Origin of the sequence: Tropicimonas sp. IMCC34043, from assembly GCF_003390845.1 — a bacterium.
GTDB lineage: Bacteria > Pseudomonadota > Alphaproteobacteria > Rhodobacterales > Rhodobacteraceae > Tropicimonas.
In genome coordinates this window covers 1,603,284-1,624,559 of the sequence record NZ_QMEK01000001.1, presented here as the reverse complement: position 1 = coordinate 1,624,559, position 21,276 = coordinate 1,603,284, and the positions used below count along the sequence as shown (strand labels likewise).

At 65.9% G+C, this 21,276-nt stretch carries 21 protein-coding genes; 17 read left to right on the top strand and 4 right to left on the bottom strand.

Annotation, left to right across the window (positions count from 1 at the left end; translation table 11 throughout):
* Nucleotides 1–24 precede the first annotated feature (24 nt).
* The 3 genes from DQG17_RS07575 to DQG17_RS07565 all read left to right on the top strand — a co-directional run bounded on the left by DQG17_RS07575 (nucleotide 25) and on the right by DQG17_RS07565 (nucleotide 2,601).
* The gene (locus DQG17_RS07575) at nucleotides 25–771 is read left to right on the top strand and encodes a hypothetical protein (protein WP_116132641.1); all 747 of its coding nucleotides are present in this window, start codon (nucleotides 25–27) and stop codon (nucleotides 769–771) included.
* Nucleotides 772–1,078: 307 nt separating this feature from the next.
* Nucleotides 1,079–1,999 carry a CorA family divalent cation transporter gene (locus DQG17_RS07570; RefSeq protein ID WP_157973551.1) on the top strand — a complete coding sequence of 307 codons (921 nt, stop codon included), beginning with the start codon at nucleotides 1,079–1,081 and terminating at the stop codon, nucleotides 1,997–1,999.
* Between the two features lie 59 nt (nucleotides 2,000–2,058).
* Nucleotides 2,059–2,601: a phosphonate metabolism protein/1,5-bisphosphokinase (PRPP-forming) PhnN gene (locus tag DQG17_RS07565; RefSeq protein ID WP_116132096.1), complete on the top strand. Its 543-nt coding sequence runs from the start codon at nucleotides 2,059–2,061 to the stop codon at nucleotides 2,599–2,601.
* Here the strand turns inward: DQG17_RS07565 and DQG17_RS07560 are convergent.
* Nucleotides 2,583–3,272, bottom strand: a complete 690-nt coding sequence (locus tag DQG17_RS07560; protein WP_116132095.1) for a DUF1045 domain-containing protein — start codon at nucleotides 3,270–3,272, stop codon at nucleotides 2,583–2,585. The two genes, DQG17_RS07565 and DQG17_RS07560, sit on opposite strands and share 19 nt — an antisense overlap.
* Before the next feature lie 71 nt (nucleotides 3,273–3,343).
* Here DQG17_RS07560 and DQG17_RS07555 point away from each other — a divergent pair, with 71 nt between their 5' ends.
* The 3 genes from DQG17_RS07555 to DQG17_RS07545 all read left to right on the top strand — a co-directional run bounded on the left by DQG17_RS07555 (nucleotide 3,344) and on the right by DQG17_RS07545 (nucleotide 7,361).
* On the top strand, nucleotides 3,344–4,486 hold the full coding sequence (locus DQG17_RS07555) for an alpha-D-ribose 1-methylphosphonate 5-triphosphate diphosphatase (protein WP_116132094.1): 1,143 nt from the start codon (nucleotides 3,344–3,346) through the stop codon (nucleotides 4,484–4,486).
* A gap of 284 nt (nucleotides 4,487–4,770) precedes the next feature.
* On the top strand, nucleotides 4,771–6,159 hold the full coding sequence (locus DQG17_RS07550; protein WP_116132093.1) for a bifunctional enoyl-CoA hydratase/phosphate acetyltransferase: 1,389 nt from the start codon (nucleotides 4,771–4,773) through the stop codon (nucleotides 6,157–6,159).
* A gap of 215 nt (nucleotides 6,160–6,374) precedes the next feature.
* The gene (locus tag DQG17_RS07545) at nucleotides 6,375–7,361 is read left to right on the top strand and encodes an aldo/keto reductase (protein WP_116132092.1); all 987 of its coding nucleotides are present in this window, start codon (nucleotides 6,375–6,377) and stop codon (nucleotides 7,359–7,361) included.
* 164 nt (nucleotides 7,362–7,525) lie between these two features.
* On the opposite strand, the gene DQG17_RS07540 is transcribed toward DQG17_RS07545, so the two are convergent.
* From DQG17_RS07540 to DQG17_RS07530, 3 genes are all read right to left on the bottom strand, one after another.
* On the bottom strand, nucleotides 7,526–8,581 hold the full coding sequence (locus DQG17_RS07540) for a YeeE/YedE family protein (RefSeq protein WP_116132091.1): 1,056 nt from the start codon (nucleotides 8,579–8,581) through the stop codon (nucleotides 7,526–7,528).
* Between the two features lie 81 nt (nucleotides 8,582–8,662).
* Nucleotides 8,663–9,004, bottom strand: coding sequence for a helix-turn-helix transcriptional regulator (locus DQG17_RS07535; RefSeq protein WP_116132090.1), 342 nt, complete (start codon nucleotides 9,002–9,004; stop codon nucleotides 8,663–8,665).
* A gap of 162 nt (nucleotides 9,005–9,166) precedes the next feature.
* Nucleotides 9,167–9,568, bottom strand: a complete 402-nt coding sequence (locus DQG17_RS07530; protein ID WP_232829356.1) for a hypothetical protein — start codon at nucleotides 9,566–9,568, stop codon at nucleotides 9,167–9,169.
* Between the two features lie 71 nt (nucleotides 9,569–9,639).
* Here DQG17_RS07530 and DQG17_RS07525 point away from each other — a divergent pair, with 71 nt between their 5' ends.
* The 11 genes from DQG17_RS07525 to DQG17_RS07475 all read left to right on the top strand — a co-directional run bounded on the left by DQG17_RS07525 (nucleotide 9,640) and on the right by DQG17_RS07475 (nucleotide 21,144).
* On the top strand, nucleotides 9,640–10,374 hold the full coding sequence (locus tag DQG17_RS07525; protein WP_116132089.1) for a cytochrome c biogenesis CcdA family protein: 735 nt from the start codon (nucleotides 9,640–9,642) through the stop codon (nucleotides 10,372–10,374).
* Nucleotides 10,375–10,407: 33 nt separating this feature from the next.
* Complete coding sequence (locus DQG17_RS07520; protein WP_116132639.1) at nucleotides 10,408–10,983, top strand: thioredoxin family protein; 576 nt, start codon at nucleotides 10,408–10,410, stop codon at nucleotides 10,981–10,983.
* Nucleotides 10,984–11,162: 179 nt separating this feature from the next.
* Entirely contained in the window at nucleotides 11,163–11,645 is a 483-nt protein-coding gene (soxX, locus tag DQG17_RS07515) for a sulfur oxidation c-type cytochrome SoxX (RefSeq protein ID WP_232829355.1), read from the top strand.
* 74 nt (nucleotides 11,646–11,719) lie between these two features.
* A complete protein-coding gene (gene soxY, locus DQG17_RS07510) occupies nucleotides 11,720–12,136 on the top strand; it encodes a thiosulfate oxidation carrier protein SoxY (protein ID WP_116132087.1) in 417 nt (138 codons plus the stop codon).
* A gap of 78 nt (nucleotides 12,137–12,214) precedes the next feature.
* Nucleotides 12,215–12,544 (top strand): thiosulfate oxidation carrier complex protein SoxZ, encoded by a 330-nt coding sequence (soxZ, locus tag DQG17_RS07505; RefSeq protein WP_116132086.1) that lies wholly within the window; start codon nucleotides 12,215–12,217, stop codon nucleotides 12,542–12,544.
* Nucleotides 12,545–12,630: 86 nt separating this feature from the next.
* The gene (gene soxA, locus DQG17_RS07500; protein WP_116132085.1) at nucleotides 12,631–13,488 is read left to right on the top strand and encodes a sulfur oxidation c-type cytochrome SoxA; all 858 of its coding nucleotides are present in this window, start codon (nucleotides 12,631–12,633) and stop codon (nucleotides 13,486–13,488) included.
* A 101-nt stretch (nucleotides 13,489–13,589) separates the two neighbouring features.
* Nucleotides 13,590–15,293 carry a thiosulfohydrolase SoxB gene (soxB, locus tag DQG17_RS07495; protein WP_116132084.1) on the top strand — a complete coding sequence of 568 codons (1,704 nt, stop codon included), beginning with the start codon at nucleotides 13,590–13,592 and terminating at the stop codon, nucleotides 15,291–15,293.
* A gap of 100 nt (nucleotides 15,294–15,393) precedes the next feature.
* Nucleotides 15,394–16,680, top strand: a complete 1,287-nt coding sequence (soxC, locus tag DQG17_RS07490) for a sulfite dehydrogenase (RefSeq protein ID WP_116132083.1) — start codon at nucleotides 15,394–15,396, stop codon at nucleotides 16,678–16,680.
* Nucleotides 16,664–18,253, top strand: a complete 1,590-nt coding sequence (locus DQG17_RS07485) for a c-type cytochrome (protein WP_369907996.1) — start codon at nucleotides 16,664–16,666, stop codon at nucleotides 18,251–18,253. The genes soxC and DQG17_RS07485 overlap by 17 nt, the downstream gene beginning before the upstream one ends.
* Before the next feature lie 129 nt (nucleotides 18,254–18,382).
* A complete protein-coding gene (locus tag DQG17_RS07480; protein WP_232829392.1) occupies nucleotides 18,383–18,784 on the top strand; it encodes a DUF302 domain-containing protein in 402 nt (133 codons plus the stop codon).
* Nucleotides 18,785–18,963: 179 nt separating this feature from the next.
* Complete coding sequence (locus DQG17_RS07475; protein ID WP_116132081.1) at nucleotides 18,964–21,144, top strand: malate synthase G; 2,181 nt, start codon at nucleotides 18,964–18,966, stop codon at nucleotides 21,142–21,144.
* Nucleotides 21,145–21,276: the final 132 nt, after the last annotated feature.

Genomic DNA, 21,276 nt, shown 5'->3' with positions numbered 1-21,276 from the left:
GGCGAGGGCAGGCTTGAGGGCGCCATGGCACGCATCGTTCTGATTCTGGGCAGTGGCCCCGATGCTGTGGCAGCACGAGCCTGGCCGGCGGCGGCGTTCGATGCGCGGGTGGCGATCAACAACGCCTGGCGGGTGCGCCCGGACTGGACCCATCTGATCCATCCCGAGGACTTTCCCGAGGACCGTCGCCCGCAGGCGCTGTCGCCGGGTCAGCAGATCGTCGATTATCGCAGCTATGTTCCGGCCCAGAACCGCTTTGGCGGCTTCGTCTATGCTGGCGGCACCATGGCCTTTACCGCGGGCTATTGGGCGCTGGACGCGCTGCGGCCGCGGGTCATGGCCTTTGTCGGCTGCGACATGGTCTATCCGGCGACCGGACCGACGCATTTCTATGGTACCGGCGCGCCCGACCCTTTGCGCCGCGACCCGACCCTGCGGTCGCTTCCGGCGAAGTCGGCGCGCCTTGCCCTGCTGGCGGCGCGGCGGGGCTGTGTTTGCGTCAACTTGTCGGCGGCCGCGGAAAGCCGGCTGGTCTTTGCCCGCACGGGGCTTGGCGATCTGCCGGTGCTTTGCCGCCGCACCGTCGATGGCGCGGCGGATGCATTGGCCGGGCGGCCCCTGTCGCTGGAACGGCGGCTGGGGTATTTCGTCGCCTCCGGGCGCTACTGGAAACAGGCCGCAGGGTTCGACACGGCAGCCCTCGATGCCATCGACGCGGCCTGGCTTGCAGCCTGGCGCGCCCATCCCTTGGCGGGCCGTGGTCAGGGGTGATCCACGCTGATCGCGGCTGCGGGCGGTTTAGGGCGGTCTGAGCGGCTCTTTTCCGGTTCGGCGGCCCCCGCGCATCCGTGGCAGCGACGGGACGGGCTGCATGGGTCCGGCAAGCGCTGTCGCGGCAGGCAGAGCGAGGCGATCCGGCAACCTCGCAGGCAGGGGCGTCGGTCGCGGCGCGTCTTTGTGACTGTCGGGCCTTGGATCGGCCGCTTCATGGCGCTACCCAAGGGGGCGGCAAAATTCGTCCTGCGGACCTGACACAATGCTTTACGCCTATCGGAACACGGATCGGGGATTGCGGCAGATGGCGCCGCAGGATGACGCCTTGGACGAGGCGATCTGGATCGATCTCTATGGACCGCAGCCGGCACAGATTGCCCGGGTGAAGGCGCTTGGAATCGATGTGCCGACGCTTGAGGACATGGAGGAAATCCAGCTCTCGAGCCGGCTCTACCGCGAAGGCGATGTCGACTATATCACCGTCGTGCTGCCCGGAATGACGCCCGAGGGTCGCAAGATGTCGCGCCCGATCTGCTTTGTGCTCGCCCCTGAACGGCTTGTCACCGTGCGCTATCACGAACCCGAGCCCTTCCGCCGCTTTGTCGCCAACGGCGGCCGCGCCGGGGTCGGTTGCGATACGCCGGGACGGGTGGCGATGGGGCTTGTCGAGGACATCGTCGATCATCTGGCCGATGCGCTGGAAGAGATCGGCCGCCGCCTTGACGAGATATCGGGCGAGGTCTTCGGCGGCGGGCGGCTCAACCGGATCAACGTGCTGCAGCGCTCGCTCGAATCTGCGGGTCTGCAGGGCGAACGGATCGGCAAGGTACGGCTGTCGCTGCTGACGATGGAACGGGCGCTGAACTATATCGACCAGTTCCCGGCCGAGAAAGAGACCGGCAAGGACGTCAAGCGGCTGGCCCGCGGTCAGGCGCGCGATGTGCTGTCGCTCGTGGTCCATGGCGATCATCTGTCGGCCCGGGTGTCGTTTGTGACCGATGCAACCTTGGGTCTGATCGGGCTCGAGCAGAACAAGGCGGTTTCGATGCTGTCGGCCATGGTCGCGTTGTTCGCGCCCGCGACGCTGATCTCGTCGATCTGGGGCATGAACTTTGTCTGGATGCCCGAGATCCAGAACGAATTCGGTTTTTTCCTGTCGCTTGCGCTGATGGCGGCATCGGCGGGGCTGACATTCCTCTATTTCAAATGGCGGGGGTGGTTGTGACGATGCAGGTTGTGCGGGAATGGATGCTGCCCAAACCTGCCCGGCGGGCGGGCTGAGAGATGGCCGGGCGGGTCTTTGCCGTGGTTGGTCCCACGGGCGCGGGCAAGTTCACGCTGATGACCGAGGCGCTGCGCAGGCGCCATGACATCAGCATTGTCGAGCGGGTGATCACCCGCCCCCCCGATGCCAATGGCGAGGTTTTCGACAGCGTCGATACCGAGGAATTCCTGCGGCGCAAGCAGGCCGGCGCCTTCGTCCTCGACTGGGAGACCGACGGAGTCAAATTCGGCATCCCGGCGAACATCGACAAGGCCATCGCCGAGGGGCGCGACGTATTGTTCAGTGCCTCGCGCGGGGTCGTCGGCCAGGCCTGGGAGGTGTTCCCGGGCCTCGCGGTCGTCCATGTCACCGCCTCGCTGCCGGTGCTGGCCTCGCGGCTCGCGGCACGCGGCGGCGAGAGCTGGGCGGAGATTGCCGAACGGCTGGCCCGCGCCGCCTATGAGATCCCCTATGGCCCGTCGATCCGCGTGGTCGAGAACGACGGCCGGCTGGAGGATGCGGTGGCCAAGTTCCTGGCGGCGCTTCAGCCTGAAAGCGTGTAGCGATGCAGGTTATGGAACCGCCCATCCTGCCCCTCGCCGAACAGGCAGAACTCGCGGATCCGGAACGGCCGCGGCAGCAGCGGCTCCAGCACCGGACCAAGGCAGGCCTTGACCGCCTCGATCTCGGTCGCCGGCAGCCGGCCCGACAGCGTCATGTGGAACCGGAACTCCTCCATCACATAGGGATAGCCCCAGCGCTGCAGCAACGCCTCCTGGCGCGAGCTCAATCCTCCCGCCCTGCGCCGCGCCAGTTCGTCTTCCTCGGGCTGGGCGCGGAACACGTCGAGCGCTTCGACGATCCGTGCCGCCAGCAGCGCCAGTCCCGTCGCCTCGCCCTCGGGCAGCAGCGCCAGAAACCCCTCGATCGAGCCAAGCCGCAGACCGTCGATCAGAACCGCCGGCAGCGTGGCGGCCAGCGCCTCGGCGGCATTGTGCAGCTCGGCCACGTCGAACCCCTCGGCCAGCCGGAACGGCGGCTTCAGCGTGGCGTGAAACCCGTACTTGTGCGGGGTCTCGGTGATCTCGGCGGCGGGCATCGGCAGGCCGGGCAGGGCAGGGTGGGCGACTTTGCGACCCTGTCGCGGGTCCCAGCCGAGCCAGGCGGCACAGAACTCCGCAAGCGGCCCCGGTGGCGGGGCATAAAACAGCGCATAGCGCGTGAATCCGTCCATGTCGTCCCTCCAGAGAGCTTCCCCCCTAGCACAAACCTACCCGCGCCGCGAGGGAAGAAGACGCCATGCCAATGACTTGCGATGTCATCCTTGGCAATGCGACGCTGGTGCTTCCGGGCGAAGTGGTGACCGGCGCGCTGCGCGTCGTCGCAGGGCGGATCGCGGCGATCGACACCGGAGCCGGTGTGCCCGCCGGCGCCATCGATTGCGGCGGCGACATGGTGATGCCGGGTCTGATCGAGCTGCACACCGACAACCTCGAACGCCACATCCGGCCGCGGCCGAATGTCGACTGGCCCCATGCCACGGCGATCCTTGCCCATGACGGCGAGCTTGCCAGCACCGGCATTACCACCGTCTTCGACGCCATGCGGGTGGGCTCGATCCCCTCCGGGAAGCGGCAATACGAACCCTATGCGCGCCAGCTTGCCAGCGAACTGCTGCAGTTGCTCGACCTCGGGGTGCTTCGGATCAGCCACTATCTGCACCTGCGGGCCGAGATCTGTTCCGAGACGCTGGCGGCCGAGATGGCGGCCTTTGGCCCCGAGGACCGGGTGCGGATTGTCAGCCTGATGGACCACACCCCCGGCGCCCGCCAGTTCCGCGACATCGGCAAGCTGCGCCAGTACGTGCAGGGCAAGTATGGCTTTTCGGATGCGGAGTTCGACATCCACGTCGCCGAGTTGCGCGCGCTGCGGGCGCGCCATGGCGACCGGCACGAGGCGACGGCGTTGGCCGAGGCGCAGCGCTTTGGCGCGGTGCTGGCCAGCCACGACGACACGACAGCCGGACAGGTGGTGGCCTCGCAGGGCCATGGCGTGCGCCTGGCCGAGTTTCCGACCACCATCGAGGCCGCAGCCGCCTGCCACGACACCGGAATCGCGGTGATGATGGGGGCGCCGAACCTGATCCGGGGCGGCAGCCATTCGGGCAATGTTGCGGCGCGGGATCTGGCCGACGCCGGTCTGCTCGACATCCTCAGCTCGGATTACGTGCCCTCGGCGCTGCTGTCGGGGGCTTTGATGCTGGGGGATCTGTGGGGCGATCCGGCGCGCGGGATCGCCTGTGTCACGGCCGCGCCGGCCGATGCGGCCGGCTTGCCGGACCGCGGGCGGCTGCAGATCGGGGCGCGGGCCGATCTGATCCGGGTGCAGCGTGTGGCCGGCACCGGAGCGGTGCGCGGGGTCTGGGTTGCCGGGCGGCGGGTGGCCTGAGGCCGCGGCCGGCGCGGCCGCAGCCCTGCGCCGGCACCGGGGACGACTGCGGTTCACCCGACAGGATTTCACCGGTTCAGGGCGTCGCGAAGATCTGCATGACGCCGCGGCATAATCGCCCTTGGGGCGAAACGGCCAGTGCAATGCTGCTCTGCGGCACCAACGGGGTTTGTCTTCACCGCCCGGTCATGCAACAGGCATAGGCGGGGAGACGACGGACAAGCGGGGCGGGTGACCGGGTCTCTCCTCGCGCGCGGTGTCATGACCCGGGCAAGGATGAAACGATGACGACGACCCTGACCAACACCACCTGGGACGAGCTCGAAGTCGGGATGGAGGCAGAAGTCCGGCGCGTCTGCCGCGCCGACGATTTCTTTGTCTTCGCCAACATCACCGGCAACATGAACCCCAAGCACTTTCCGCGCTTCAAGGAAGTCGAAGGTGCGCCTTTGACGGAACCGGTTGCGCCGGCGATGTGGGTTGCGACCCTGATTTCCTCGGCCCTCGGCAACAAGCTGCCGGGGCCCGGCACGCTCTATAAATCGCATTGCATGAACTTCTACGAACGCGCTTTCGCTGGCGACGAGTTGATCATCAAGGTCAAGCTGGTCGAAAAGCTCGAGGGCAAGATCGCCCGGTTTTCCTGCAGGGTCGACACGGTCGACGGCAAGAAGCTGGCCGACGGTTCCGCCGATGTCTTCGCACCGACGTCCAAGATGGACTACAATGTCGACGACATTCCCGGCCTGATCGTGCAGAGGCATGTTCATTTCGACAAGCTGCTGGCCGAGGCCGAGCCGCTGCCGCCGATGCGCACGGCCGTGGTGGCGCCCGAGACCGAGGATTCGCTGCTCGGCGCGCTTCTGGGTTATGACCATACCCTGATCGAGCCGATCCTGATCGGCAACGCGGCCAAGATCCGTGCGGCAGCCGAGAAGATCGGCCGCGATATCTCGGCCTTCGAGATCCACGACGAACCGAGCAACAAGCTTGCCGCGGGCCTTGGCGTCAAGTTCGTGAACGAAGGCCGCGCCGGCGCCCTGATGAAGGGCAACCTGCACACCGACACGCTGCTGAGCGAAGTCGTGAAGCGCGAGGGCGGGCTGCGGATCGGGCGGCGGCTGTCCCATGTCTTTGTCATGGACGTGCCGGGGCTGACCCATCTGTTGCTGATCTCGGACGCCGCGATCAACATTGCCCCCGATCTCGAGACCAAGGTCGACATCACCCAGAACGCGATCGATCTGGCCCACACGCTGGGGATGTCCGAACCGAAGGTCGGGATCCTCTCGGCCGTGGAAACCGTGAACCCGAGGATCCCCTCGACCCTCGATGCTGCGGCGCTGTCGAAGATGGCCGAGCGCGGCCAGATCAAGGGCGCACTGGTCGACGGGCCGCTGGCCATGGACAACGCCATCAACATCGAAGCGGCGCGGACCAAGGGCATCCGGTCGCTGGTCGCCGGCCAGGCCGAGATCCTGATCGCGCCGAACATGGAATCGGCGAACATGCTGGCCAAGGAACTGACCTTCATCGCCCATGCCGAAGCCGGCGGCATCGTGATCGGCGCGAAATGCCCGGTGATCCTGACCAGCCGGGCCGACGACGACAAGTCGCGGCTGGTGTCCTGTGCGGTGGCAGCCCTCTATGCCGCCCGGAAAAAACTGGACTGAGGCTGGGGCTTGCCCGAGTTCCTGTAATGCGAGACGTTGATGCGGCGGCCCTCGGGCCGCCGTTTTTCGCCTGCGCGATCTGTCGCCCCCAATGGGTTTGACCCCCCCTCCGTGCGGGCAGATAACGGGGCCGACATTTCATGGCCACTCCGGGTCTCCCCGGCCCCGTCGCGGGCAGGTCCCGGGTCTTTCAGAACAACGCAGCGAGGCATCCGATGAAGACGAGACAGCTTGGAGCGAACGGATTTGACGTGAGCGAGGTGGGCCTGGGCTGCTGGCAGCTCGGTGCCGACTGGGGCTCGGGGGTCTCGCGCGAGATCGGGATGGAGATCCTGACCACTGCCGCCTCTCATGGCGTCAGTTTCTTCGACACCGCCGACGTCTATGGCGCCGGGCGCAGCGAGGACCTGATCGGCCAGTTCCTGAAACACCACGACGGCCCGCCGATCCGGGTCGCGACGAAGTTCGGCCGCGGACCCGACGTCTATCCTGACGGCTACACCGAAGAGGCGCTGCGCCGCGGCGTCGAGGCCTCGCGCGAGCGGCTCGGGGTCGAGGCGCTGGACCTCGTGCAGCTGCATTGCATCCCGACCGAGGTGATGCGCGACGGTTCGATCTTCGACTGGTTGCGGCGTCTGCAGGACGAGGGGGCGATCCGGCATTTCGGGGCGAGCGTCGAGACAGTGGAAGAAGGGCTGATCTGCCTTGCCGAGGAGGGGTTGCAGTCGCTGCAGGTGATCTTCAACCTGTTCCGGCAAAAGCTCGTGACCGAGCTGTTCCCGCAGGCGCAGCAGAAGGGCGTCGGCATCATTGTCCGCCTGCCGCTGGCAAGCGGCATGCTGAGCGGCAAGTTCACGCCGCAGACGACGTTCGCGGCGGATGACCATCGCAATTACAACCGCGATGGTGCGGCCTTTAACGTCGGCGAGACCTTCGCCGGGCTGCCGTTCGAAACCGGGCTGGCACTGGTCGAGGAGCTGAAGGGGATGCTGCCCGAGGGGATGACGCTGGCCAAGATGGCGCAACGCTGGATCCTCGATCATCCGGCGGTCTCGACGATCATTCCGGGCGCCAGCGCGCCGGACCAGATCGTGCGCAACACCGGCGTCACCGACTTTGCGCCGCTGCCGGCCGAGCTCCACGAGGCATTGGCGGCGTTCTATCAGGCCGAGGTGAAGGACAAGATCCGCGGCCCCTACTGAGAGCCGGTCGCGGGATTGGCAGGGCCGGGACGGGGGCGCTGCCCCCGCGCCGCCGGGCCATGGTCCGGCGGCTTCCCCCGGGATATTTCAGAACAGAAGAAATTTGGGTGTGTGGAGAACCGCTGGCCGCTCGGGAGGGGGGTGGTCAGGAGGGATGGGGGTGGTCAGGACGGGGCGAAGCCGCTGATCAGCTGGCGCAGGCCCAGCCAAGCGCCGGCAACGATGGCGGCGAGCGTGAGCGGTGCCGAGAAGGCCAGCAGCGAGAACGCCGAAAGCCCCTGGCCGACCGAGCAGCCGAAGGCGATGGCGCCGCCCGCACCCATGGCGGCGGCGCCGCCGATCTGGCGGCGCAACTCGCGCGGGTCCTCGCAGGCCTCCCACCGGAACTGTCCCTTGACGGCGCTGCCGAGGGCGGCGCCGACCAGCACGCCCGCGACCGATCCGACGCCGAAGCCAAGCGTGAGGCCCGAGGACAGCATGAGATAGAGCACCGCATCGCCGAGCGGGGCCGAGAAGGTGTGGCTTTCGACCCGGACCGCGCCAAGGCTCTGATCGGCGACAAAGGCGCTGCCGGCCCAGCCCGAGGTGATCGCGAGGCCGACAACCACCGCCCAGACGACAGACTTGCGGTCGGCGCGCATCCGCGCCGGGGCGAGCGCCGCGCCGAGGACAAGCGTGCCGATCGCCATGCCGAGGGCCGCGGGGGCGACGCCGCTCAGATCGGAAAGGAGATGGGCAAATCCTGCCGGCCGTCCGGTGGACAGCACGCCTTGGGGAAACAGCGCGACGCGCAGCGGCGCGAGTGGCCCCGAGATCACCAGATAGGCCGAAATCGCCATCACGAGGACCATGACGAAGGCCCGCAGATCGCCGCCGCCGACGCGGGCCAGCACGCCGTAGCCGCAATTGCCGGCCAGCGCCATGCCATAGCCGAACAGCAGCCCGCCAAAGGCGTGGGCGACCGGGTTGAAGCCTCCGGCGAGGTAGAAGCTTTGTTCGGGATCGAAGAGGCCGGCGGCGGTCAGCCCGAAACTGCCAAGGATCGCGGTGCCAAGCGCAATTGCCCACATCCGCACGCGGATGTCGGAACTGCCGTAGAACAGGTCCTCGATTGCGCCAAGGGTGCAGAATCTGCCGATACGGGCCGCGAGGCCCAGTCCCACGCCGCCGAGAAAACCAAAGCCGGCGACGAGTACGCCAGGGCTCAGTTCCGCGCCCATCCCTTATCCTCCCGGCCCAAGTTCCCGGCGCAGGGCCGGTCTGGCGGCGGCCCGTTGACCCGGGCTCTGAGCGCCATCAGTTCAGGCGGCGTCGTCCCTGCAGAACAGGTCGTACACAGCTTCGAGTATCTTGCGCGGCCGGTCGTCGGTCAAGCTGTAGTAGATCGTCTTGCCCTCGCGACGCGGTTGAACCAGCCCTTCGAGCCGCAGACGCGACAATTGCTGCGACACCGCCGCCTGCCGGGCGGACAGAAGGTTCTCCAGCTCGGTCACCGATTTCTCACCGGTGACCAGATAACAGAGGATCATCAGCCGACCTTCGTGGCTGATGGCTTTCAGGAAGTTCGAGGCCTGCGTCGCCTTGGCGACAATGCGGTCGATCTCGGCCTCGGTCGTATTGTCGTCGATAGCGGGCAGTGCCATCCGATCCTTCACCTTTTTTTCTGATGCAGCCTACAAGGTTGCATCCAGAGGCGGCAATCTCAAGCGGCCTCGGTCAGTTTCCCGGTCATCTGGGACCGTTCGTGGGCCATATTGGCAAGAATGGCCAAGAAAGCGGCCAACCTTGGGCCTATGGTCCGGTTCTCAGCCGCCGGTTTCCTGCGGCGCGCTGTAGTCGGTGTGCTCGACGAGCATCTTTTCGAGCAGGCCCCAGAAGAAATCCTCGCCCGGATAGCCTTCGAGCCGGGCGAGTTCGTGGCCGCCTGTGTCGAGCAGCACGAAGGTCGGCGTGAAGATCACGCGCCGGTCCAGTCCCAGACCGTCGAGGTCCGGTCCCCGCAGGTCGACCCGGCGGAGCGGTGCAAAGGCGCCCTCGGGCGTCTTGTCATAGATCGGGGCGATTTCGGCGTTCCAGCGGGCGCAATACTGGCATCCCGTCTGTTCGACCATGACGAGTTCGATGCCTGCCGCAGCCGCCGGCCCGATCGGGACCAGCGAGGCAAGGGCCACAAGGGCGGCCCGGAGGAAAAGAATTGCAGCGCGCATGCGGGACCGATTGACGGGGTGTTCCCGCCCAACATAATCTGAATGTGTGAATAGGACAAGGGAGGGGATTGGTGCTCGAAGTTTCCTGGGTGGGGGCTGCGGTGGCGGGACTGTTGTCGTTTCTGTCGCCGTGCATCCTGCCGATCGTGCCCTTCTATCTGTCCTATCTCGCCGGCGTCGGGATGAACCAGATTACGGCGGACGGCGTGGTGCCGCCGGGCGTGCGCCGGCGTGCGGTGATCTCGGCGCTGTTCTTCTCGGCCGGGATCCTGACGATCTTCATGGCGCTCGGCGCCTCGGCCTCGGCCTTCGGGCAGCTGGTGGTCCAGTACATGGACATCCTGCGGATCGTTGCGGCCGGGGTCATCATCCTCATGGGGCTGCATTTCCTTGGCGTGATCCGCATCGGATTCCTCTATCGCCAGTTCCGCGCCGAGGCGGGGCAGACCACGAACATGTCCTTTGTCGGTGCCTATGTGATCGGGCTCGCGTTCGCCTTTGGCTGGACGCCCTGCGTCGGCCCGGTGCTGGCGGCGATTCTGTTCACCGCGGCGACCGAGGCGCAGGGGGCGATGCGCGGCGCGATGCTGCTGTTTGTCTATGGGTTGGGCATGACCCTGCCGTTCGTTCTGGCGGCGGCCTTCATCGGACCCTTCATGCGGTGGATGAAGAATTTTCGAAAACACCTTCCTATGGTTGAAAAAATCATGGGCGTGCTGCTGATCGTGTTCGGGATCATGATCGGGACGAACTCGGTCAACCTGATCGCTGAATGGATGCTGAACTTCATGCCGGCCCGCGGCTGAGCCGGCGAATTCCTGGGGAGGAACACCAAGATGCTGAAGAGACTTCTGGCCGCGCTTGCGGTGCTGATGGTCGCGGTGCCGATGGCGCTGGCGGCGGTGATCGGCGACGACGGGCTGCACAAGGAGCCCTGGATGCGCGACACCTTCAAGGACATGCGCGAGGATCTGGCCGAGGCCAATGCCGAGGGCAAGCGGCTGATGGTGATCTTCGAACAGCGCGGCTGCATCTATTGCAAGGAGATGCACGAGAACACGTTCTCGAAGCCCGAGGTGGCCCAGTACATCACCGACAACTACTTCGTGGTGCAGCTGAACATGCACGGCGCGACGGAAGTGACCGATTTCGACGGCGAGGTGCTGACCGAATCGGACATGGCAAAGAAATGGGGGCTGATGTTCACCCCGCTGATGCTGTTTTTGCCCGAAGAGGTCCCCGAGGATGTCGCTGCCAACCGCGCAGCCGTCGTCAGCATGCCAGGGGCCTTCGGGCCCAGCACGACCTATGACCTTCTGGTCTGGGTGAGAGAGCATGGCTATGATTCCGACGAGGATTTCCAGCGTTATCATGCCCGCATGATTACCGAGCGGCAGCAGGACACCACCGAGTGAGCCCTGTCGCGGGACCGGCCATACAGCGTTGCGGATCTTGCTGCAGTGCGGAGAATTCAAGAAAGCGAATTTGTTGTTGCGCGATCCGAAGTCGGTGCGCTACGGTATGCGGAGCGACGAAGAAACGATCGCAGCCATCGCCAAACGGTGACGCCACGGGAGGACTAATGAAGCGCGCAATGACAGCGGCAGCGGCCGCATGCATTCTGGCAACTGGATTTGCTGGAACAGGAGTTTCGGCAAGCCCCGTCGCCCCGGGCGACGTGGTTTTCGAGGACGGAGCGGTTGCGGCCTCGCTGACCGGAATGCCGGGCGACCCGGTGGCAGGGGCGGAGATCTACGCCGAGAAATCGGTCGGAAATTGCGTGTCGTGCCACGCGGTCTCGACCCTGCCCGACGTGCAGTTTCCGGGCAATATCGGGCCTGCGCTTGACGGTGCGGCGGATCGGTACTCCGAGGCGCAGCTGCGCGGGATCGTGACCAACGCCAAGATGACGTTCGACGGTTCGATGATGCCCTCGTTCTACAAGGTCACCGGTTTCATCCGCCCGGGGATCGGTTTCACCAGCAAGCCGATTGCACCCGAGGACATCACCCCGCTGCTGACGCCCGAACAGATCGAGGACGTCGTCGCGTTTCTGATGACCCTCAAGGAACAATGATCACGGGCCCGTTCCGGCGCCCGGTGCGGTTTGCACCTGCCCATTCAAGCCGTTCCCAATTCAAGGAGACAGGAATGAACTTCTCACGACGCGAGACGCTGGCCCTTGGCCTTGGCGCCGTCGCCATGGGCGTCATGCCCTTCCGTGCGAGCGCTTCTGCCGACGAGGTGATTGCCGCCTTCACCGGCGGTGGCGCCATCGGCAACAGCGGCGTCACACTGACCGCCCCGGAGATTGCCGAGAATGGCAACACAGTGCCGATTACGGTCGATGCGCCGGGTGCGAGCGAGATCATGATCGTGGCGGCCGGCAACCCCACCCCGGGCGTGGCGACGTTCAAGTTCGGGCCGCTCGCCGGTTCGCAGACGGCCTCGACCCGGATCCGGCTGGCCGGAACCCAGGACGTGTTGGCCATTGCCAAGATGGCCGACGGCAGCTTTGCCCAGGCCTCTTCGACCGTGAAGGTGACCATCGGCGGCTGCGGCGGCTGACACGGGTGCTTTTCCGGCGGGCCAGCGCGCCCGGGGCCGGAGACAGCATTTCCCAGAGTTTCTCAGGAGAACAACAGAATGGCAGACGGTGTTAAACCCCGCGTCAAAGTCCCGAAAAGTGCTGCGGCCGGCGAGGTCATCACGATCAAGACCCTGATTTCCCACCCGATGGAATCCGGGCAGCGCAAGGACAAGGACGGCAACGTCATCCCGCGCTCGATCATCCATCGCTTCACCTGCGATTTCAACGGCGAGAACGTGGTCGATGTCACGCTCGAGTCGGCGATCTCGACCAATCCCTACATCGAATTCGATGCCAAGGTGCCTGAAGCGGGCGAGTTCAAGTTCACGTGGTACGACGACGACGGGTCGGTCTACGAGGACGTCAAGGCGATCGAGATCGGCTGATACCCCGGACGCAACCGGAACGTGAGGCACAGCCCGCCCCGCAGATCTATTGCAGGGCGGGGCGACCCAACGGGAGGACACGAGAGATGAAATTCTGGGCTTACACGGCGCTCGCAGGGGCTCTCGCCATCGCCCACGCGCCGCTTGCGTCCGCGGAAATGGCGGAGGACGAGCTTGTCATCAACGATGATATCGAGATCGTCACCAAGGCCCCGGCGCCCGCCCATCTGGGCGCGTTCGACGAGATCTATTCGGGCTGGCTGTTCCGGTCCGAAGACACGCGGGACGTTCAGCGCGACGATTTCGACAACCCGGGCATGCTCGGTGTCGAGTCGGCCATGGAGGCCTGGGATTCGGTTGAAGGCACGGCCGGCAAGGCCTGTTCGGACTGCCACGGTGCGCTGGAGGACGGCCAGATGGTCGGTGTCCGTGCGGTCTATCCGAAATGGAACGAGAACGCCGGCGAGGTCTGGACGCTCGAGCAGACGATCAACACCTGCCGGACCGAACGGATGGGCGCCGAAGCCTGGGGCCTCAACAGCAAGGACATGACCAACATGTCGGCGCTGATGTCCTATGAATCCCGCGGCATTCCGATGAACGTGGCAATCGACGGCCCGGCCCAGGAGACCTGGGAGAAGGGCAAGGAGATCTATTACACCCGCTATGGGCAACTGGAGCTTGCCTGCTCGAATTGCCACGAGGACCATTACGGGGACTGGATCCGCGCCGATCACCTGAGCCAGGGCCAGACCAATGCCTTCCCGTCCTACCGACTGAAGGATGCGGCACTGGTGTCGATCCAGAACCGGTTCAAGGGCTGCATCCGCGACACCCGCGGCGTGCCGTTCGACATCGGCAGCCCGGAGTTCACGGCGCTCGAGCTTTATGTCGCCTCGCGCGGCAACGGCCTGTCGGTCGAAGGACCGTCCGTCCGCAACTGATATACAGCGCCCCGCGCGGCCAAGACGCCGAGCGGGGTTTTTCTTGGCTCAATCCATTCAAAATCACGCATGTTTATGCGTGGCACAGGGGAAGTGAACGCATGATCTCGCGCCGTGACTTTCTGCAGGTCTCGATGGCCGCGTCCGCCATCGTCGGGGCCTCGGGCTTTGGCAACTGGGCCCGTCTGGCCGCCCAGCAGAAGCTGACGCAGGATCAGCTGCTGGAGTTCGATACGTTCGGCAATGTGACGCTGATCCATGTGACCGACATCCACGCCCAGCTGAAGCCGGTCTATTTCCGCGAACCCGAGATCAACCTGGGCGTCGGCGATGCGCGCGGCCGGGTGCCCCATGTCACCGGGGCCGACTTTCGCCGGCTTTATGGCATCGCGGATGGCTCGCCCGACGCCTATGCGCTGACCTACAACGACTTTGCAGCGCTCGGGAAGGAATACGGCCGCGTCGGCGGGCTCGACCGGGTTGCGACCGTGGTCAATTCGATCCGCGCCGCACGCCCCGATGCGCTGCTGCTTGACGGCGGCGACACCTGGCACGGCTCCTACACCTGCTATCACTCGGCCGGTCAGGACATGGTCAACGCCATGAACCAGCTCAAGCCCGACGCCATGACCTTTCACTGGGAATTCACGCTCGGCTCGGAACGGCTGCTCGAACTGGTGGGCGAGCTGCCCTTTGCCGCGCTTGGCCAGAACATCTTCGACAAGGAATGGGACGAGCATTCGGAGTATTTCGAAAGCTACAAGATGTTCGAACGCGGCGGCACCAAGATCGCCGTGATCGGTCAGGCCTTCCCCTACATGCCGATTGCCAATCCGGGCTGGATGTTCCCCGAATTCTCGTTCGGGATCCGCGACGAGCGGATGCAGGAGATGGTGGACGAGGCCCGTGCCGAGGGCGCCGAGGTGGTCGTGCTGCTGTCGCACAACGGCTTCGATGTGGACCACAAGATGGCCGCCAAGGTTTCGGGCATCGACGTGATCCTGTCGGGCCACACCCATGACGCGCTGCCCGAGCCGGTGCTGGTCGGCCAAACGATCATCGTGGCCTCCGGCTCGAACGGCAAGTTCGTCAGCCGCGTCGATCTCGATGTGCGGGACGGGCAACTGATGGGCTTCCGGCACAAGCTGATCCCGATCTTCTCGGACGTGATCGCCCCCGATCCCGAGATGGCGGCGGTGATCGAGGAACAGCGCGCGCCCTATGTCGAACAGCTCGAAGAGGTGATCGGCGAGACCGACGGCGACGCGACCCTGTTCCGGCGCGGCAACTTCAACGGCAGCTGGGACGACCTGATCTGTGACGCGCTGCTGACGGTGCGCGAGGCAGATATCGCCATGAGCCCGGGCGTGCGCTGGGGCCCGTCGATCCTGCCAGGCTCGCCGATCACCCGCGAGGATATCTGGAACGTCACCTCGATGACCTACGGCAAGGCCTATCGCACCGAAATGACAGGCGAATTCATCCATGTCATCATGGAAGACGTGGCCGACAACCTGTTCAACACCGACCCCTATTATCAGCAGGGCGGCGACATGGTCCGGATCGGTGGCATGGGATATACCATCGACATCACCAAACCGCAGGGCAGCCGGATCACCGACATGGTGCATCTGAAAACCGGCGAGGCCATCGACCCGGCCAAGACCTATGTCGTGGCGGGCTGGGCGAGCGTCAACGAGGGCACCGAGGGGCCGCAGATCTGGGACGTGGTCGAGGAGCACGTGCGCAATTTGGGCACCGTCAGCACCAGGCCCAACACATCCGTCATCGTGACCGGCATCTGAGCCGGTCTGACACATCATTCGCGACCGGCGTTCTGGCCTGTCCGTCGAAACCGCAGCCGGGCCGGCCCGGCGTTTTCCGCAACGAAGGAGGACATCCCCGATGACCACCAAGGACCAGAAGAGCGGCGCCGGCCTCGCGCCCTCCCGGCGGCAATTCCTGGCCGGGGCAGCCGCCGTTGGCGCAGGTGCCGTGGCAAGCCCCGCCGCCAGAGCCGCAGTGACCCCCGACCCGCTGATCACCGAAGTGCAGGAATGGGCCAGCGCCACCGGTGCCGGCGTCGATGCCACGCCCTATGGCCTGCCGATCGAATATGAATCCGACGTGATCCGCCGTAACGTCGCATGGCTGACCGCGGACACCATCAGCTCGATCAACTTCTCGCCGATCCATGCGCTCGACGGCACGATCACCCCGCAGGGCTGCGCCTTCGAGCGGCACCATTCGGGTGCGATCAGCCTGCGCAAGGAAGACTATCGGCTGATGATCAACGGCCTTGTCGATACGCCGCTGGTCTTCACCTATGAGGATCTGGAACGGTTCCCGCGCATCAACCGCACCTTTTTTCTGGAATGCGCCGCCAACACCGGCATGGAATGGGCCGGTGCCCAGTTGAACGGGGCCCAGTTCACCCATGGCATGATCCACAACATGGAGTATTCCGGCGTGCCGCTGCGCACCCTGCTCGACGAAGCCGGGGTGAAGACCGAGGGCAAGTGGGTCTATGTCGAGGGGGCGGATGCGTCCTCGAACGGCCGCTCGATCCCGCTCGACAAGGCGCTCGACGACTGCCTCGTCGCCTTCAAGGCCAATGGCGAGGCGCTGCGCATGGAGCATGGCTATCCCGTGCGCCTGGTGGTGCCGGGCTGGGAAGGCAACATGTGGATCAAGTGGCTGCGCCGCATCGAGGTGACGGATGCCGCGGTCGAAAGCCGCGAGGAGACCTCGAAATACACCGACACCATGGCCGACGGCACCAGCCGCAAATGGACCTGGGTGATGGACGCGAAGTCGGTCATCACCAGCCCCAGCCCGCAGGCGCCGATCACCCATGGCCACGGGCCGCTGGTCATCACCGGGCTTGCCTGGTCGGGCCGCGGGGCGATCACCGAAGTCGACGTGACCGTCGATGGCGGCAAGAACTGGATGAAGGCGCGGCTGGCCGCCCCCGGGCAGGACAAGGCGCTGACCCGGTTCTACCTCGATTACGACTGGCAGGGCGAAGAGATGTTCCTGCAAAGCCGGGCGCATGACGCCACGGGCTATGTCCAGCCGACCAAGAACCAGCTGCGCGAGGTGCGCGGGCTGAACTCGGTCTATCACAACAACGGCATTCAGACCTGGTGGGTCCAGCCGAACGGGGAGGCCGAGAATGTCGAGATTTCCTAAGGAATTTCCGGGTCAGCTTGCCCTGGTGGGGGTGCTCGGGCTGTCGGCCATCGGGGTCTCGGTCGGGATGAACGACCGCGCCACGACGAAGGCGGCCGAGGTTGCGGCCGAGGCCGCGCAGCAGGCGCAACAGGAAGCGGCGCGGCAGATCGCCGAAGCGGCGGTTGCAGCCGACGTGGCGCCCGAACCTGCCGCTGCCGAACCCGCGCCGGCCGAGGCGCCCGCCGCAGCGGTCGCGGTTGCCGAAACCGGAACCGCGGTGCCGGAGGTTGCGGCCACAGTCGCCGCCGACCCCGCCGCCAGCGACATGGCGGCCACAGAAACTGCCGTAGACACGGCCACCGGCACGGCTACCGAAACTGCGGCCGATGCGGCACCGGACACGGCGGCTGCGGCCGATATCGCGGCGGCGCCACTGGTCGATGGCAGCACGGATCGGCTGCAGGGCGAGGGCGATGCCCTGACCATGGCCGGCGACGACACAGCGCCGCCGCATGGCAAGTTCGGCCTAGGCCGGACTGCGCTGCCCGAAGAGATCACGGCCTGGACCAAGGAGATCATGCCCGACGGCCGCAACCTGCCGGAAGGGTCGGGGTCGGTCGAGGATGGCGAAATGCTGTTCTCGGAGAACTGCGCGGTCTGCCACGGGGAGTTCGCCGAAGGCGTCGACAACTGGCCAAAGCTTGCCGGCGGGATGGGCACGCTCAACCGCGACGATCCGCTGAAGACGGTTGGTTCCTTCTGGCCGCACCTGTCGACGACCTACGATTATGTCCGCCGCTCGATGCCCTTCGGCGCTGCCCAGACCATGAGCGACGACGATGTCTATGCGCTGGTGGCCTATATCGTCTATTCGAACGACCTCGTGGAGGACGATTTCGTGCTGTCGAAGGAAACCTTCCTCGACGTCGAAATGCCCAATGCCGACGGCTTCTTCGTCGATGACCGGGACGCGACCGAATACGGCAAGTTCAGCCAGGCCCCCTGCATGGAGAACTGCAAGGACAGCGTCGAGATCACCATGCGTGCCGCCGTTCTCGACGTGACGCCGGATCACGGCGGCAGTGATGTTGTCGTCGATGCGGCGGCGATGCAGGGGATGGACGCGGGCGCCGAGACGGCGACGCCAGCCGCCGAACCCGAGGCGATGCCCGAGGCCGCGGCGGTCGTCGCGGTGGCCGAGGCGCCGAACACCGATGTCGTGGCCCCCGAGGCCGCGGCCGCCCCCGCGGCGGCGATGACCATGGCGCAGGATCCCGAACTGGTGGCCGCAGGCGCGAAGGTATTCAAGAAATGCCAGGCCTGCCACGCCGTGGGCGAGGGGGCCAAGAACAAGGTCGGCCCGGTCCTGACCGGTCTCGTCGGCCGCACCGCGGGCACCGAGGAGGGGTTCAGGTATTCGCCGGCCATGACCGATGCGGGCGGCGGTGGCCTGGTCTGGAACGAGACCACGATTTCGGAATACCTCGCCGACCCAAAGGCCTATATTAAGGGGAACAAGATGGCCTTTGCCGGGCTGAAGAAGGACGACGAGATCAAGGCGGTGATCGCCTTCATCGAGTCGAACTCCTGATCGCTGGCAAGGCCGAGTCGACATGATCGCCCGGGGCGGGCCAAGGCTTGGCCCCGGGCACCGGAATTCATTGCAAGGGGAGATGCCATGATCCGCCGTCACAAATTGTCCGCAGCCGTCGTTGCCTGCATGGGGCTGGCACTGCCCGCCTTTGCGCAGGAGGCGGTGACGCATGCCTTCGACGGGTCGTTCGACGATGCGACCTTCGCCGTCGAATCGGCCATTGTCGGCCGTGGGCTGGTGATCGACTATGTCAGTCACACCGGCGAGATGATGAACCGCACCGGCGCCGATGTCGGCAGCGATGTCGTGATCTTCGACAATGCCGACATCTTCCTGTTCTGCTCGGCCGTGGTGTCGCGCAAGGTGATGGAAGCCGACCCGATGAATATCGCCCATTGCCCCTATTCGATCTTCGTGACCGAAAAGGATGGCGAGGTCCTGATCGGGCATCGCACCTATCCCGACGGTCCGATGCAGGAGGTTCAGGCACTGCTCGATTCGATCGTCGTCGAGGCGGCCGGGGACTGATCTGCCGCCCGGGGCTGCGGACAAGCGGGCGGCCGTGGTCCGGCCGCTTGCGATCGGCACGTGACACTGGCCGGCGGCCATGGCTTTCTGCAGCGGGACGCGGCGCAGGCGATTGATGGTCCTTGGAGATCTGTTAGGTTGCGACCCGCGGTTGAGGGAAACGAAAGCGGAGGAGCATCGTGGACACCTATGTTACGCGCAGCGGGCTGCGGATAGAGCAGAGCCTTGCTGACCTGGTGGAACGCGAGGCGGTTGTCGGCACCGGCGTCGAGCTTGGACAGGTCTGGGACGGGCTCGCCGGCATGGTGCGGGATTTTGCGCCGCGCAATGCCGCGCTGCTGGCCGAACGCGCCAGAATTCACCAGCTGATCGATTCCTGGCACGTCCGGGAACGCGAGGGCGAGCACGATCCGGTGTCCTATCGCGCCTATCTCGAGGAGATCGGCTATCTGGTTCCGGAACCCGCGCCCTTCACGATCGAGACCGCGGGCGTCGATCCCGAGTTCACCTCGATCGCCGGGCCGCAACTGGTGGTCCCGATCACCAATGCCCGCTATGCGCTGAACGCGGCCAACGCCCGCTGGGGCAGCCTTTATGACGCGCTCTATGGCACCGATGCCCTCGGCAGCGTTCCGGCCGCACCGGGATATGACACGGCGCGCGGGGCCGAGGTCATCCGCTGGGCCAAGTCCCATCTCGACAGGGTTGCGCCGCTGGCCGCCGGCCGCTGGGCCGATGTCACGGGGTTCACCTTTGACGGGCCGATCCTGGGGCTGATCCTGAAGGGCGGGATGACCGCGCTCGATCGCCCCGCGGATTTCGCGGGCACCGTGCGGGACGCGGACGGCACGCTCAAGGAGGTGCTGCTGAAGGTTCACGGGCTGCACATCCGCCTGATCCTCGACCCCTCGACCGCGGTCGGCGCCAGCGATCCGGCCGGCATCTCGGACATGATGCTCGAGGCCGCGATCTCGACCATCATGGATATGGAAGACAGCGTCGCCTGCGTCGACGGGCCGGACAAGGCCCATGCCTATCGCAACTGGCTGGGGCTGATGAAGGGCGATCTGGTCGAAACCGTCAGCAAGGGCGGCCAGAGCTTTGCCCGCAAGCTTGCCCCCGACATTGCCTATACCGATCCGCAGGGCACGCCGCAGAGGCTGAAGGGCCGTGCGCTGATGCTGGTGCGCAATGTCGGCCATCTGATGACGACGCCTGCGGTGCTCGATGCCGAGGGTCACGAGATCCCCGAAGGCGTGCTCGACGCGCTGATCTCGGTCCTGATCGCGCTTCACGATCTCAGGCGGCCGGGCGGATCGGTGAACACCGCGACCGGCTCGATCTATGTGGTCAAGCCCAAGATGCACGGCCCCGACGAGGTGGCCTTTGCCGACGATATCTTCACCCGGGTCGAGGAAATCCTCGGTCTGCCGCGCTATACCGTGAAGATCGGCATCATGGACGAGGAGCGGCGCACCTCGGTCAACCTTGCGGCCTGCATCGCGGCCGCGCGGCACCGGGTCTGCTTCATCAACACCGGGTTCCTCGACCGCACCGGCGACGAGACCTCGACCTCGATGGAAGCGGGGCCGATGGTGCCGAAGGCAGAGATGAAGCGCGCGGCCTGGCTTGGCGCCTACGAGTTGCGCAACGTCGACATCGGGCTTGCCTGCGGGTTGAAGGGACGCGCCCAGATCGGCAAGGGCATGTGGGCTGCCCCCGACAAGATGGCCGACATGCTGGCCCAGAAGATCGCCCATCCGATGGCGGGCGCGACCTGCGCCTGGGTGCCAAGCCCGACCGCGGCGACGCTGCATGCCACGCATTACCACATCGTCGACGTGTTCCGGCGGCTCGACGACATCGCGCGCGAAACCGGGGGCACGCCACGGGCGAGCCTCGATCAGCTGCTGACCATCCCGCTGCTGACCCACCCGCTCAGCGACGACGAGATAGAAGCCGAGATCGAGAACTGCGCGCAGGGGATCCTTGGCTATGTGGTGCGCTGGGTCAATCAGGGCGTCGGCTGTTCCAAGGTCCCCGACATCAACGACGTCGGGCTGATGGAGGATCGGGCGACCTGCCGGATCTCGTCGCAGGCGCTGGTCAACTGGCTGCACCACGGCGTCGTCGACAACGGTCAGGTGATGAACGCGATGCGGCGCATGGCCGAGAAGGTGGATGGCCAGAACGCCGGCGACCCGGACTATCGGCCGATGGCACCCGAATTCGGCGGCCATGCCTTTCAGGCGGCCTGCGATCTGGTGTTCAACGACGGCAACTGGCCCTCGGGCTATACCGAACCGACGCTGCATTACCGCCGCCGTCAGGTGAAGGCCAGGCAGGCAGGCGAGGCATAGGTCGAGCTCGCGCGCAGGACCTGGGGCGCGGGCTCTTCCGCCCGGTCGCGATGCCATCCGGCACCGGGACCCGTTGGGAGTGGCGCCCGGAATGGGCTTCGAGATCTCGGACCGCCGTTAACCGGTTTCAAA